General features: G+C 47.4%; 9 protein-coding genes. 2 read left to right on the top strand and 7 right to left on the bottom strand.

Translation table 11 applies throughout. The features are described 5' to 3' along the window. Nucleotides 1–89: 89 nt before the first annotated feature. The 7 genes from J5I83_RS05855 to J5I83_RS05885 all read right to left on the bottom strand — a co-directional run bounded on the left by J5I83_RS05855 (nt 90) and on the right by J5I83_RS05885 (nt 11,011). On the bottom strand, nt 90–737 hold the full coding sequence (locus J5I83_RS05855) for a phosphatidylserine decarboxylase (protein ID WP_304054106.1): 648 nt from the start codon (nt 735–737) through the stop codon (nt 90–92). Between the two features lie 108 nt (nt 738–845). Further along, complete coding sequence (ilvC, locus tag J5I83_RS05860) at nt 846–1,862, bottom strand: ketol-acid reductoisomerase (RefSeq protein ID WP_304054108.1); 1,017 nt, start codon at nt 1,860–1,862, stop codon at nt 846–848. 106 nt (nt 1,863–1,968) lie between these two features. Next, the gene (gene ilvN, locus J5I83_RS05865; protein WP_304054110.1) at nt 1,969–2,460 is read right to left on the bottom strand and encodes an acetolactate synthase small subunit; all 492 of its coding nucleotides are present in this window, start codon (nt 2,458–2,460) and stop codon (nt 1,969–1,971) included. Between the two features lie 3 nt (nt 2,461–2,463). Continuing rightward, complete coding sequence (locus tag J5I83_RS05870) at nt 2,464–4,167, bottom strand: acetolactate synthase 3 catalytic subunit (RefSeq protein ID WP_304054112.1); 1,704 nt, start codon at nt 4,165–4,167, stop codon at nt 2,464–2,466. A 341-nt stretch (nt 4,168–4,508) separates the two neighbouring features. After that, the gene (gene tldD, locus J5I83_RS05875; RefSeq protein ID WP_304054114.1) at nt 4,509–5,972 is read right to left on the bottom strand and encodes a metalloprotease TldD; all 1,464 of its coding nucleotides are present in this window, start codon (nt 5,970–5,972) and stop codon (nt 4,509–4,511) included. Between the two features lie 137 nt (nt 5,973–6,109). Beyond that, nucleotides 6,110–6,973, bottom strand: a complete 864-nt coding sequence (locus J5I83_RS05880; protein ID WP_304054115.1) for a carbon-nitrogen hydrolase family protein — start codon at nt 6,971–6,973, stop codon at nt 6,110–6,112. 159 nt (nt 6,974–7,132) lie between these two features. Next, on the bottom strand, nt 7,133–11,011 hold the full coding sequence (locus J5I83_RS05885; RefSeq protein ID WP_304054116.1) for a YhdP family protein: 3,879 nt from the start codon (nt 11,009–11,011) through the stop codon (nt 7,133–7,135). A 202-nt stretch (nt 11,012–11,213) separates the two neighbouring features. Here J5I83_RS05885 and glnE point away from each other — a divergent pair, with 202 nt between their 5' ends. Both glnE and J5I83_RS05895 read left to right on the top strand, forming a co-directional pair. Next, a complete protein-coding gene (glnE, locus tag J5I83_RS05890; protein ID WP_304054119.1) occupies nt 11,214–14,012 on the top strand; it encodes a bifunctional [glutamate--ammonia ligase]-adenylyl-L-tyrosine phosphorylase/[glutamate--ammonia-ligase] adenylyltransferase in 2,799 nt (932 codons plus the stop codon). Between the two features lie 171 nt (nt 14,013–14,183). Beyond that, on the top strand, nt 14,184–14,603 hold the full coding sequence (locus tag J5I83_RS05895) for a prepilin-type N-terminal cleavage/methylation domain-containing protein (protein WP_304054121.1): 420 nt from the start codon (nt 14,184–14,186) through the stop codon (nt 14,601–14,603). The last annotated feature ends 427 nt before the right edge of the window (nt 14,604–15,030 follow it).

Genomic DNA, 15,030 nt, shown 5'->3' on the forward strand with positions numbered 1-15,030 from the left:
GAATGGGTATAGAAAATAAATGACAGGAAATAATATAGCTCCTCTAGCAAAATCATTGTGCAACCAAGTAAATACGATAAGCAAGGTTACTAACCGCGTAATTCGGCGAGTATCGTTGTTGTCGCATAGACTTTGTCGCCAATATTGACATTGATTTTAGTATCAGTAGGAAGATAGACGTCTACGCGTGAGCCAAAACGAATAAATCCAAAGCGCTGCCCGCGTGACAGGTGATCTCCAGGTTGAGCATGGCATATAATGCGTTTTGCAACCAAGCCTGCTACCTGCACACATGTAATATCAATACCTTTATCTGTTTTTATCCAAAGTGCATTACGTTCATTCTCTAATGAAGCCTTGGACAAGCTGGCATTAATAAATTTACCCGGAAAATACCATCGCTCGGTTACCACCCCATCAACAGGACTGCGATTGGAATGAACATTAAACACGTTCATGAATACACTAACTTTAATCGCATCATGCTTAAGATAAGGATCTTGCGTTTTCTCCACAGCTACAATCCGCCCATCCGCAGGCGCTAATATCACATTTGCCTGTAACGGGATGATACGTGGCGGATCACGGAAAAACTGCAGCACGAAAAGTGCAATTAACCACAAAGGCAACGCCCACAGCCAGCCTAGAAATATATGAACAATTAACGCAAGCAAAAACGCGCTGGCAATGTGAAACCAACCTTCACGGGCGATGATGGGATGAGGATAAGATGACATAAATAACTCTGAGAGAAGATAAACCCGATATTTCATAAAAATATCGGGTTAGCACAAAACTGAGTATTTTAAATCAATCCCAGCAAAAATGCGTAGATTATTTCTCCACTAATTTTTTACTTGATCGACTAATTTGTTTTTCTTAATCCATGGCATCATATCACGCAATTTTGCACCTATTGTTTCGATCGGATGCTCAGCTGCAAGACGACGACTCGATTTGAGCATTGGCGCACCCGCACGATTCTCAAGTATGAATTCACGCGCATACGCACCTGTTTGAATTTCATGTAGGATCTTACGCATTTCCGCTCGCGTTTCTTCAGTGATGATACGAGGGCCACGCGAGATGTCGCCATATTCCGCATTATTGGAAATAGAATAGCGCATATTGGCAATGCCACCTTCGTAGATTAAATCGACAATCAATTTCACTTCATGAAGACACTCAAAATAAGCCATTTCCGGCGCATAACCCGCCTCCACTAGTGTCTCAAAACCAGTTTGAATTAATGCAGTAAGACCGCCACACAATACCACCTGCTCACCAAACAAATCTGTTTCTGTTTCCTCACGAAAGGTTGTCTCGATCACTCCGCCGCGTGTACCACCATTAGCAGCAGCATAGGAAAGTGCCAAATCGCGCGCCCGACCCGATTTATCTTGATGAATCGCTATCAGTGAAGGCACCCCTCCACCTTGCGTATAAGTTGAACGCACAAGATGCCCAGGCCCCTTCGGGGCAATCATTATGACATCCAGATCCTCGCGTGGCGCCACCTGTCCATAGTGAATATTAAAACCATGGGCAAACGCCAGCGTTGCATTATTTTTTAAATTTGCTTCAATCTCTGATTGATAGATAGCGGCAATCTGCTCATCAGGAAGCAGCAACATCACTACATCTGCGTCCTTAATTGAGGAAGCGATTTCTTTTACCGTAAAATCAGCCTTTTTTGCCTTTTCCCAAGACACACCACCCTTACGCAAACCTACCGTAACCTTGACACCCGAATCACGCAAATTGTTAGCATGTGCATGCCCTTGTGATCCGTAACCGACTATTGTTACTTTCTTCTTTTTAATGAGAGATAAATCGGCATCTTTATCGTAATAAACTTTCATCATGCTCCTTTGTTAATATGTGGACAGCTGGCGCAAAAATATCAAAACAAAATGCAAAGAACTAACTCCACATAGAATTAGTTAGTTTTCTTTATTAAATCAGCCATTACACCTTGAGAATCCGCTCTCCGCGCCCCAAACCAGAAGCGCCCGTTCGAATTGTTTCCAGAATCATGTTTCGTTCTATTGCCTCAAGAAATGCATCCAGTTTCGAGCTTGTTCCTGTCAGCTCGATAGTGTATGACTTGTCAGTCACGTCAATAATATTGCCACGAAATATATCAGCCAGTCGCTTCATTTCCTCACGATCGTCACCGGTGGCTCTTACTTTCACCAGCATGAGCTCTCGCTCGATATGATCACCTTCACTCAGGTCGACGACTTTGACAACCTCAATTAATTTATTCAGTTGTTTAGTAATTTGCTCAATGACTTCATCCGAACCGATTGTGACCAATGTCATACGCGATAAAGTCGGATCCTCTGTAGGCGCAACACTGAGTGATTCAATATTATAACCCCGCGCCGAAAACAGTCCCGCGACGCGGGATAATGCACCGGCCTCATTTTCCATCAATAAAGAAATAATATGTCGCATTCTCTACACCAGAATCATTTCAGATAACCCTTTGCCACCCGGCACCATAGGGAAGACATTTTCTGTTTGATCAGTAATAAAATCCATAAAAACCAATCGTTTCTTAAGTTTAAAAGCTTCTTTCAGGGCACCTTCGACGTCTTCCGGCTTTTCTATTTTCATCCCGACATGTCCATAGCTCTCAGCCAGCTTAACAAAATCTGGCAGCGCATCCATATAAGATTCCGAATAACGGTTTCCATGAAAAAACTCTTGCCATTGCCGCACCATCCCCATATACCGATTATTAAGATTAATGATTTTAAGCGGTAATTGGTACTGTTTACAGGTTGATAATTCCTGTATGCACATCTGGATACTGGCCTCACCTGTAATGCACGCAACGGTACCATTAGGATTAGCAAACTGTACACCCATCGCAGAAGGCAGCCCAAACCCCATGGTGCCAAGCCCACCCGAATTAATCCAGCGACGCGGCTTATCAAATTGATAAAACTGTGCAGCCCACATCTGATGCTGTCCAACATCCGAGGTAATGAATGCATCTCCTTTCGTTACTGCATAGAGCTTCTCCACAACCATCTGAGGCTTGATAACCGCACTCGTACGATCATACCTTAGGCAATCTCGTTCGCGCCATAAATCAATTTGCTTCCACCATTCCTTGAGTGCATGCGCATCCGTTTCTTCTTTACTGGCTTTGATCAATTTGATCAACTCATTCAATACCTCCGAAACACTCCCCACTATTGGAATATCTACTTTGACACGCTTGGAAATTGATGAAGGATCAATATCGATATGGATTATCTTGCGCTCTTCACTATAAAAATGCTTGGGATTGCCAATAACACGATCATCGAAGCGTGCACCTACCGCAATCAATACATCGCAGTATTGCATCGCCATATTTGCTTCGTAGGTCCCATGCATGCCTAACATACCAACGAAACGCTTATCTGTCGCAGGATAACCACCCAGCCCCATCAACGTGTTAGTACATGGAAAATTCAGTAAACGCACCAGTTCAGTTAATGCCTCCGATGCATTATCCAAAATTACCCCGCCTCCTGTATAAATCATCGGTCGCTTCGCGCTCAATATCAGTTGGGCGGCTTTTTTAATCTGCTGGGAATTTCCTTCGACAACCGGATTATAAGAACGCATACTGACATTGCTGGGGTAAGAAAATACCATTTTTTGCTGTGTGACATCCTTTGGAATATCAACCAAAACAGGTCCAGGACGACCAGTCGACGCGATATAAAAAGCTTTTTTCATCGTAGATGCTAACTCAGTAACATCTTTCACCAGAAAATTATGCTTCACACAAGGACGCGTAATCCCAACAGTATCGACTTCCTGAAAAGCATCTTGACCAATCGCTGCAGTAGGAACCTGCCCGCTAATGATAACCAGCGGAATAGAGTCCATATAAGCGGTTGCGATGCCTGTCACAGCATTTGTTACACCAGGCCCGGACGTCACCAAAGCAACGCCTACTTTATGGCTGGAGCGAGCATAGCCATCAGCAGCGTGAAGCGCTGCTTGTTCATGGCGAACCAAAATATGCTTTACTTTATCTTGCTTAAAAAGTTCATCATAAATAAATAGCACTGCGCCGCCAGGATAGCCAAATATATAATTTACGCCTTCTTCCTGCAGGCAACGAACCGTAATCTCGGCACCTGTTAATTCTACACTCATACTTTGCGTACCCTGGTATCAAAAAAATCAAAATTCTAAAAATAAGGATTTCTAGTTCAGCTAGATGCACCTTTACTCTGCTGTTTCCTCTCATACCTATATTCCAACTATCACACCATTATAGTGCTTAGTTTATCCTCAGGTTTTCCCAACTCAAGCTAGCAGGCGTTTTCACTGTTTATGAACGATTACACCAGAAATCAGTAGATGATGCATAGTGTGATTTTGCAATGTAAAAGCACGTACGCGTCCGCTACATATATTACTAGGAATCTGGGTTTTATTCCCAGCTAACTGACACTGAAAAATATTCTGGATGATTGAGTTAATCCACAGCAAGATTACTTAATTCTGTCAGAGCCACCTGTTCCACCCACGGTTAATCCATCCACTCGTAATGTTGGCTGCCCTACGCCCACTGGCACGCTTTGGCCTTCCTTCCCGCATGTACCAACCCCTGGGTCAAGTGCCATATCATTACCTATCATGGAAACACGCGTCAGCACATCTGGGCCATTACCGATCAAAGTCGCGCCTTTGACTGGATAAGTGATTTTTCCATTCTCTATCATGTAAGCTTCCGCAGCAGAAAATACGAATTTACCACTCGTAATATCTACCTGCCCACCGCCAAAATTCGCGGCATACAATCCCTGTTTCACTGATGCAATAATTTCTTCTGGATTTTTATCCCCATTGAGCATATAAGTATTTGTCATGCGCGGCATGGGAATATGCGCAAAAGACTCTCGTCTGCCATTACCTGTAAGGGGCTGATTCATCAGCCTCGCATTCAGACTATCTTGCAAATAGCCTTTCAGTACACCATTCTCAATCAATACAGTACATTGGGTAGGGTTACCTTCATCATCAATATTCAAGGAACCACGACGCCGGGCAAGTGTCCCGTCATCCACCACCGTTACGCCATCAGCAGCAACCCGCTCACCCACACGCCCAGAGAACGCTGAGCTGCCTTTGCGGTTAAAATCACCCTCCAATCCATGTCCAATGGCTTCATGCAGCAATATGCCAGGCCAGCCATTTCCCAGAACCACTGTCATGCTACCTGCCGGCGCAGGTTTTGCATTCAGATTCACGACAGCCTGGTGCACTGCCTTTTGCGCATAATCGCTCAATATTTCATCGGTGAAGTAGGTGTAATCAAACCGTCCGCCTCCACCAGAAACACCTTGCTCACGCCGGCCTCTTTCCTCTGCAATCACCTGTAATGACATTCGCACCAAAGGTCTCACATCAGCAGCTAGCACGCCATCACTGCGCGCAACCATGACAACCTCATACTCGCCAGCAAGTGACGCCACGACCTGAATAACGCGCTTATCGATTGCGCGCGCAAAACTTTCCAGTTTTTCCAGCAGCGCCACTTTGTCGCTATCTTTAAAGTTTGCGATAGGATCCTGCGGAAGGTAAAGCGACCGGCTATTAAATTGCGCTACTTGCTTCGCAACATGAACCGGATGGACGTTTCCCTGGCTCGCAATGGCGCGCGTTGCTTTTGCTGCAGATACTAATGCAGCAAGACTGATATCATCCGAATAGGCGAACGCAGTTTTTTCACCACTGATGGCACGAACACCCACACCCTGGTCAATATTAAAGCTGCCCGATTTTACGATCCCTTCCTCGATCACCCAGCCTTCGGAGCGATTGTATTGGAAATAAAGATCAGCATAATCGATCTGATGAGTCAGTATTTGCCCAAACACTTGATGTAGTCTATTTGCATCCAGCTCATAGGGCATCAGCAGGCAACGGTCAGCAATTGTAAAAAACTCGTTCATCTTAGATTATATTCACCTACCACAGCAGTAGCTTTGTCAGCTTACAGTTAAAAAAACACACCAGCCTCATGCTCTCCCACGAGACATCAAACCACCCAATTCTCCCTGTTCATAGTAAACAGCTTTCTCTGCTACATTTAACCTGGGTAAAGGCACCGATGTTCTAACGCAGGCAAGCTTGCACGTACGCTGGATTGGTACGCATGATCCAACATCGCCACTACTACTCCTGGTCCACGCGCCAGCCGGTCAATCACAACACCCCACGGGTCAACAATCATACTATCTCCATTGGTTTCACGCCCGCTGACATGAAATCCTCCCTGTGCCGGCGCTATCACATACGCCTGATTCTCTATCGCGCGCGCGCGAATCAACGTTTCCCAATGCGCTTTACCGGTAATGGCAGTAAAAGCAGACGGTGCCAGAATAATATCAACTTTCCCCATCAGACGATAAAGTTCGGGAAATCTGAGATCATAGCAAATAGACAAACCTATTCGCCCGAAAGGAGAATCCAATGCAACAACTTTATTGCCGGCCTCGATTGTTTTTTCTTCCGCAAAACGCTCATTACCCAATGCAAAGCCAAATAAATGAATTTTATCGTAACGCGCCACCTGCTTGCCTGTATCATCATAAACCAGGCAGCTATTATAAATCTTATCAGGCATATGAGACACCAATGGCACCGATCCGCCCACCAACCAAATCCCAAAACGCTTAGCCGTCTCACTCAAAAATGATTGAACCATGCCTTCGCCTGGCTGTTCACGAACACTTAATTTATCCGTATCCTGCAGCCCCATAATACAGAAATATTCCGGCAGCACAACCAGCTTCGCTTCCTGTGATACTGCCAACTCAATTAAGCGTAACGCCTCTTCCAGATTTGCAGATACACTTGGCCCTGACGCCATCTGGATAGCCGCAACACACAATTGACTATCACTTCTCTTTTCTGACAAATGCTCCGAGAAAATGTTCGAATGACTCAACATGATTTCCCCCAGCACAACCACTTATTGCTGCTCACTCCAGGCAAGCAAGAAATCATACTTACAAAAGCAACCAGGCAATTCATAAAATTTGTCCCTCCCCAAGAAAAGCAATCAACAGCGGTCAATTTCATCTTATTCTTGTATTCTGGCTGTGATCCCTTAATTTTTTTGTGAACTTTGCGATTTAACGACGATGGGTTCAGCCCATGTGCCTGTTATAGCATATTCGTTAAACAAAACACGATCAAATGGATCTTTCAAAGACTGGCTTGCAATCATGGAAGCAATCCCTGCTACTGGGGTAGCCAGTCCAAGCGAAGGAAACATTTTAACCAGGAGTGCCTGAGTTTCTTCCACCAGATCAATTTCTCCGCTGACAGCAAGATAGGCTGCGCTTCCCGCAATCTGCAGCTCATCTGTTACCGCCACACCTCTGGTGATTCTAACATCGCCCAATATATCATCGAAACCAAAACCTTGACTGAATACATCGTAAAAATCCAATGTCAGTCTGCGAGGAAGTGATTTTAGATCAAAAATCCCAAGCAATTTACTCACCCCCGGTTTGAATTTGGTAAATTGTCCGCGCTGCGCAGTTACTTGCAGATCGCCAGACAAAGAAGGAAAATCGATGGAGAAAGGCTTTCCTATCCATGCCAGTGAACCTTCCAGCTTGCCTTTCCCACGTGCAATACGTCCCGGGTAGCCCAAACGCGTTAAGAATTTGCCTATACTCCTTGCTTGCAGTTTAACTTCAGCCTGCATCTGAAATGGTGCAATGCGATTCTGCCATACACCCTGCACTAAAAGGGAACTGTCAGCATGCATGATCTGCAGTTTATCGATATGCCAGCCATCTTTTTGCTGATGCGCCAACAATTCCAATTTGCCTAATAATTTTTCTCCGGCAAGAAACTTGTCAGCATGCAGATCCATGACAGGCCAATCCCTGGGTTGATTCTTTTTTTCTGCTGCCAGGTCAGATTCTGGAATGGCCTCTGGCATGACTAACTTTTTTAATCGTGCATATGCCTTCTTCCTGCCCGCATCCCAATTGATATCACCGGTAACTTCTTTGCTTGCAACAGAGGTACGCCATATCCCACCCTGTTTACTGGCATCCAAGACAAATTCATTGAAACGGCTTCCTAAAAAATCAAGTCTGCCGATGTGCAGGTTAAAATCGATCCGATCTGTCAGCAATGCTGCTTTGATACCCCGGCCAGATTGGCCAGATAGTGCAGCAATTTCATCATGCCGCTCGAAAAGTTCTTTCCACCGATCCCATTCCAGCACAGAAATCGTACCATGCGCCAATGTAACAGCACTTGCAGGTAATTCAACAGGTGCTGTACCAAAACTCAGCACACCACGCACTGGAGAATAGCCGCTATTCCCCTCCCGTACGCGTTGAATTTCTGCCGTAACGACCTCCCCGTAACGAAAGCGCAACACTTCATGCTCTGAATCAACGGATTTCTTCACAAACCTAAGAGGAATCGTTTCTTCGGCGAATTTGGAAAAAGGTTCGGGTAATGATGAAGTCGCTCCCGCTAACGTTGATTCAACCATCACATCTATCCCTTTTTCGCCGATGTCAAGCACTGCCGACCAATCAGTCGCTCCCTGCATAAATTGTGTCCACAACTGCAAGGTACCTGTCGCTTGCTCAGATTTGGATGAATACAAACGATCGAAATCAGCCCTCCCGCTCGCCTCAATGCGCATACTGCCGTCCGGCAAAGCAGTTGAGCTCATCGTCAGTGGACCACCCATCATTTGCCCATTCATCTTCTCAATAGCCCAACTAGACTGAGTGAAAGCAAGCAAACCATTGATTTTACTCAAAGCAGGCAAACCATGACCTAAATCGATTTTATTATCGATAAACTGATAACGGCCCGTGAGTTCAATACCCCTATCATTGTCGCGTTTTGCACTTATTGGCATCGCTAATTTCAGCTGCAATTTGCCGTTACCGTCAACATGGCCTTGACGGGAAAAATCAGCAGCATAAGGATACAGAGGACTTTTTTCGAGCAAGTTAATAATTTTTTGAGTAGCTCCCTCTGCCTCTCCTGTCAGGTATAAAACAGAGTCCGGGGCATGCAAATTTGCCATCTGCAGCCGGCCATTCTTCAATACAATACCCGCCATCTTTGCACGCGAAACCATCATTTCGAGCTGATTATCCTGGAACGTAAGGGCGGCCTGCATGTCGGTCACGCCCGGCCACCCTTCTGGCAAATTCACTGTCGTGTCAATGATTTTAGTTTGCAGCTTTAAAGCAAGTGTATTGCGCTGATCAGAAAAAAGCTTATCCACATCACCGTGAATATGAAATTTAGCTTCATCCAATCGACCTGCCACGATGGTCTTCCCCAGCCAGTTTTGCGCAGCCTCCTGATCAATCAGGGATGCCATATAGCGCTTGATATAATTTACATCTGCAGTCGCCAGTTCTCCTGACAGATCAATTGTGTCTGCTTGGTCTGAGGCATCCTGGTAGCGGCCATGGATCATTCCGGACATATGGCGGTTAGCAAAAGCAATACGATTGAATTCAAACAAGGTCTTATCCTGCCCAGACGATATCTTCCAATTGATCTGCGCGAAGAGTCGGTCAAACTCAAGCGGCTCATCAAATGTTTCGCTCAATTCCATACTGACTTCAGCAGAATCGAGGCCGAGTGTGCCGCCTCGTTCAGTTACATCGACGCTCCCGCTCATCCCGCTTACTGAGGAAACTTTACCAAAATCATTTATAGTCAAGTCATGGAAGCGCCCTTCCACACTAAAAGATAAAGGTTTTGCCCAATCACCATGCCAATAGATTTGCGCATGCTCGATTATCCCCTTAGGAGACAATTCACTGAGCTGGTCGAGCTGCTTACGCAACGAACTATCAATCGGCAGGTAACTTGCCAGGGAAGCAACCATATTCAAATCAAGATCATCCAGCCAAAGCCTGTTCTCCCCGTGCACAACTCCCTGCAATTCATGCCTTTGCCATAAGATACTCACCGGTTTGGTGAACAATTCATTTTCAATAGCGATACTTAACTGACGGGCAAACCACACATTTCCCTGCTGCTTTGTACCATCGCTTCCTTTCCATCCCACGCGGCCGCGCAAATGCTCAAGCTCAAGCTTCGGCAGATCCTTTGCCCGATGCATCCGCGCCCGATGAAGATTCACATCAGCCGTCCAGTAAGCGACAGATTGGTCTTCCCATCCAATCCAGGCACGGAAAGCGCCGCTGCCGTGATCAAATTCCAGCTCTTCAGGGAACGATAACCAGGTTTGTAAAGTGGCCAGATCCACATGATTCAATTGGGCGAATAACCGCCCGCGCCACTGGCCCAATGTATTGACCGATGCGCCGGTGAAATCACCGCGGATATCCACGGGCGCAGCCACTTCATCTGGCGGCGTTGCCCGCAACCCGAAACGGTGCTGGCCATCCTTGTTATGCATACGTAAATCTACTTTTTTCAAATTTAGCACGGGAGCAGCACGCAGTTCATCCAGCCAATGAATGTCTGCGCCATGAACAATGAGCTGACGCTGACGTAATAGCCAATCGAAAAAGCTATTGCCAGCCTCCGCTTGTTCAAAGGCGCCGCCCGCGATATGGATCACCCCTTCTGCGTCACGGCGAATGATCAGCGTGGGCCGTTCAATTCTGATTTTACGAAAACGCAATTCGCCATGCAGCAGCGACAGCCAGGAAAGTGTTCCATCCAACTCGGTCAGAATCAAAACAGGGATGCCGCGCTCATCATGTACGCGCACCCCGTGCAACCGTAAGTACGGATGTAACCCGTCCCAGTTTGCGTCAATACTTTCTATGCTGATCTCTTGCCCGGCAATCTGAGAAATGGCCGCGGCAATGTGCGGGCGATACTGCTCAATATTGGGCAGCAGCCAATAACGCAAGGCCAGCAGCAATAAAGAAAAAAACATGGTGAGCGCAAAGACAGCTCTCACAAACCAGCGCAAGGTGAACATGCTATGCTTAACAAAGGAATGCTTCATGGCGCAATTTAATAAGAAACACAGTTTTATCCCGCAAAACTGTTGAATACTTAGAAAGTAAAAAAGGAGAGTTGGATAACAATATATCTAATAGATATGGCACTTCGTCATGTCCGCAACCCGGAAACCTAGCACAGCACACTCCTACGGATACGCATGACAGGTGTTAACAAACCAAGAATATGTTATTTTAACCTTGAATATGTTTTTACACACCATCCAACCATCCACCGAATCAACGCTGGACAGCATTCTTCCCTTCAACCGCTACGCGCAACGCCTATTAGAGGGCGAACCTGAATTACGCACCTATCTTCTGGAAAATCTGCATCGTCCCTTTTTACGCGAGGAAATGCGGGCATTCCTGGAAACTGCCTGCCCAACAAACCCAATTCTAGATGAAACAAGCTTGCATAGCGCTTTGCGCAAACTGCGCAAACGGGTCATCCTGCGCCTGGCTGCGCGTGATCTGGCCGGCATGGCGGATCTGACCGAAGTCATGGTTACCATGACCAATTTAGCGGAGATCGCCATTCAGTTTGCCCTCACGCATCATCAAAACTGGCTGACTGATCCCAGCCAGTTTGGCACACCTATTGGTGAAAAAAGCGTATCTGCCCAGCAATTATTAGTAGTCGCCATGGGCAAACTGGGAGGAGGCGAGCTCAACGTCTCATCCGACGTCGATCTGATTTTCATCTACCCGGAAGATGGTGAGACCAATGGTAAAAAATCTATTTCCAATCATAATTTCTTTGCTCGCCTGGGACGCAAGCTGATCGCCAGTCTGAATGATTATACCGTGGATGGTTATGTGTTTCGGGTCGATATGCGCTTGCGCCCCCATGGGGAAAACAGTCCGCTGGCAATCAGCTTTGCCATGCTTGAAGACTATTTCATCAGCCAGGGACGGGAATGGGAGCGGCATGCCTGGCTTAAAAGCCGTGTCATTGCCGGCCCTGCTGCAGCGACAGCGATTCTGATGGAAGAAATCACCCGTCCGTTTGTCTTTCGCAAATATCTGGATTTTGAGGCTTATGAAGCCATGCGCCGCCTGCACGCGCAACTGCGCAAGGAAGTCGATCGCCGTGAAATGCATGACAACATTAAACTGGGCCCTGGCGGCATCCGAGAAATTGAATTTATCACACAGGTTTTCCAGCTGATACGCGGCGGGCGGGATGCAGATCTGTGCATTCGCCCTACCCTGACTGCCTTGCAGCGCCTGCAGCAGAAACAACCCATACCTGCTCAAGCCATCACTGAACTGATTGATGCCTACCGCTTTCTGCGCAAGCTGGAACATCGCCTGCAATATCTGGATGATCAACAAACCCAGAATCTGCCCGACGATGCTGAAGATCAGGAATTAATTGCCGCAGCCATGGGCTATGCCCACTTTGCCGACTTTCTGCAACAACTCGATATTCACCGCAATAATGTCACCCGTCATTTTGAATTGATCTTTGCCGCCCCGCGCACCTCTCCAGCCCATGACATCCTGGCAAGCTTCTGGCAGGCACAGAGCGGAGACAGCACCCAGGTGGAAGCCGCCACTACCCAGCTGACTACACTGGGATTTGCCGAACCTGAAAAAATCTCGGTGCGCATTCAGCAATTCTATGGCGGTTATTTTTTCCAGCAATTGCCGCCGGCTACCCAGCAAAAAATCAAGTCGCTGATGCCCATCCTGGTGGAAGCAATTGCCCAGTTTCCACCAGTGGAAGTCACGCTCGAGCGCATGCTGCAACTACTGAAACTTATCAGTCAACACGCAGCCTATCTGGCCCTGCTGCGAGAACATCCGCAAACCCTGCCGCGAGTCACCAAGCTGGTCAGCTCCAGCCAATGGGCAAGCGATTATTTAGGCAGGCACCCCATTCTGCTGGATCAACTGTTAACGCCACGCGGCCTGTATCAACTGCCAGACTGGCCTGTGCTCAGACAAGAACTGGCACGCCAGCTCAACCATGCCGATAGCCCCAAAAGCAATATTACCGAATGGCAAATGGACGTACTGCGGCATTTCCAGCATGCGCAGGTTTTCCGCTTACTGGCGATCGATCTGGAAGGAAAGCTGTTGCTGGAAACACTCAGCGATCATCTGACTGAGCTGGCCGATCTGATGCTCGACAACGTGCTCAACCTTGCCTGGCGTGGGCTCAAGAAAAAACATCGCGAGCAGCCCGCCTTTGCCATCATCGGCTATGGCAAACTGGGCGGCAAGGAACTCGGTTATGCCTCCGATCTCGACATCGTCTTTCTGTTCAAGGACAGTCACCCCGATGCGCTGGAGATCTACACCAAGCTGGGACAAAGCATCAACACCTGGCTCACCAGCCACACCTCAGCCGGTGTCCTGTATGAAACTGATCTGCGCCTGCGTCCCGATGGCGCCAGTGGTCTTCTGGCTTGCTCGATCGAAGCGTTTGCTCAATACCAGCATGAACAGGCCTGGGTATGGGAACACCAGGCATTGACGCGCGCGCGCTTCGTCACAGGCGATCGGCAGCTTGGCAAAATCTTCGAGCAAATCCGCAAGGAGATTTTGTGCGAACAGCGCGATCTCACCCAGTTGCGGCAGCAAATTCTGTTGATGCGCGAAAAAATGCTGAATGCCCACCCCAACCCCACCGCACTGTTCGATATCAAACATGACCGCGGCGGCATCATCGATGTCGAATTCATGGTGCAGTATCTGGTGCTGGGTTATGCCCACGTCTATCCGCAACTCACCGGCAATATCGGCAATATCGCCCTGCTGAAACTGGCGGGGGAACTGGCGCTCATCCCGGCCGAAGCCGCGCAACAGGTGCTCACCGCCTACCGTGAATTCCGCCGCCTGCAGCACCGCTTGAGATTGAGCGGTGATCCCGAATTGTCCGGCGCAACCGCTTCCCAGGAAAAATCCGCCGGCTTTGCGCGCATCGAAGCCGATGATTATCTGAGTCATGCGCGCCTGGCGGTATTGCAACTGTGGGAACAGGTATTTGGCGGATAGGCGCCAGCCAGACCTCTAATGCAATATTCATATTTTTTTACTAAACTTTTTTCCATAGACAACCGTTATATTCCTTGCAACATTTTTTTAGCAAAAGATAGGGCGTAAATTCTGCGCATAAGATTTCCACCCGTCAGGCGGGCCATTTTTTAACTCAAAGGAGAATGATTCATGCAACAAATGCAAAAAGGTTTTACCTTGATCGAATTGATGATCGTGGTGGCGATTATTGGTATTTTGGCGGCAGTGGCGATTCCGGCTTATCAAAATTACATCAAGAAATCAGCATATACTGAAGTGACTGGTGCTATGGCACCATATAAAATGGCCGTTGTTGAATGTTTCAATGCTACTGGTACAGTAACTGGTTGTGACACTGGAGCAAATGGTATACCACCTGTTCCATCCGCAGATGGAACTAAGGCATTCAAAAATCTCTCAGTTAAAGATGGCGTAATAACTGCCACAGCAAACGCCTACAAAGGAATTGCAGCAACCGATCAGTGCATCCTCACACCTACTCCCTCTGCTGGCCGTCTCATTTGGGCGTATAGTGACAAATGTCTAGATAATGGTTACGTTACCAACTAACCCGCGTAAGGCGCAATAACCATCGGGCATTGCGCCATATGTGCCCATATCGAACTTCCGGTGCTACAAGCTGCACTCTACAACCCGCGTAAGGCGCAATAACCACCGGGCATTGCGCCATATGTACCCATATTGAACTTCCGGTGCAATGCGCTGCGCTTATTGCACCCTACAAGCCGCCCCCTACAAGTTGTATCCCACTGCCTGAGCCACCCTCGGAAAACCCTGGGTGGTTTTTTATGGCTATTTTTCCTTTTCTGCTTTTACACCAACCCGCGTAGGGCGCAATAACCATCGGGTATTGCGCCATATGTGCCCATATCGAACTTCCGGTGCAATGCGCTGCGCTTATTGCACCCTACAAATTGCACCCTACAAGCTGCACCTTACAAGTTGTATCCCACTGCCTGAGCCACCCTCGGAAAAC

Source organism: Nitrosomonas communis, assembly GCF_024102715.1.
In the GTDB taxonomy this organism is placed as follows: Bacteria; Pseudomonadota; Gammaproteobacteria; order Burkholderiales; family Nitrosomonadaceae; genus Nitrosomonas; species Nitrosomonas communis_B.

Bases quoted from the DNA above. Each gene is read 5' to 3' on its own strand.
- J5I83_RS05880 (WP_304054115.1), bottom strand. From the start codon at position 6,973: ATGTTGAGTCATTCGAACATTTTCTCGGAGCATTTGTCAGAAAAGAGA.
- ilvC (WP_304054108.1), bottom strand. From the start codon at position 1,862: ATGAAAGTTTATTACGATAAAGATGCCGATTTATCTCTCATTAAAAAG.
- J5I83_RS05855 (WP_304054106.1), bottom strand. From the start codon at position 737: ATGTCATCTTATCCTCATCCCATCATCGCCCGTGAAGGTTGGTTTCAC.
- glnE (WP_304054119.1), top strand. From the start codon at position 11,214: ATGTTTTTACACACCATCCAACCATCCACCGAATCAACGCTGGACAGC.
- tldD (WP_304054114.1), bottom strand. From the start codon at position 5,972: ATGAACGAGTTTTTTACAATTGCTGACCGTTGCCTGCTGATGCCCTAT.
- J5I83_RS05885 (WP_304054116.1), bottom strand. From the start codon at position 11,011: ATGAAGCATTCCTTTGTTAAGCATAGCATGTTCACCTTGCGCTGGTTT.
- ilvN (WP_304054110.1), bottom strand. From the start codon at position 2,460: ATGCGACATATTATTTCTTTATTGATGGAAAATGAGGCCGGTGCATTA.
- J5I83_RS05895 (WP_304054121.1), top strand. From the start codon at position 14,184: ATGCAACAAATGCAAAAAGGTTTTACCTTGATCGAATTGATGATCGTG.
- J5I83_RS05870 (WP_304054112.1), bottom strand. From the start codon at position 4,167: ATGAGTGTAGAATTAACAGGTGCCGAGATTACGGTTCGTTGCCTGCAG.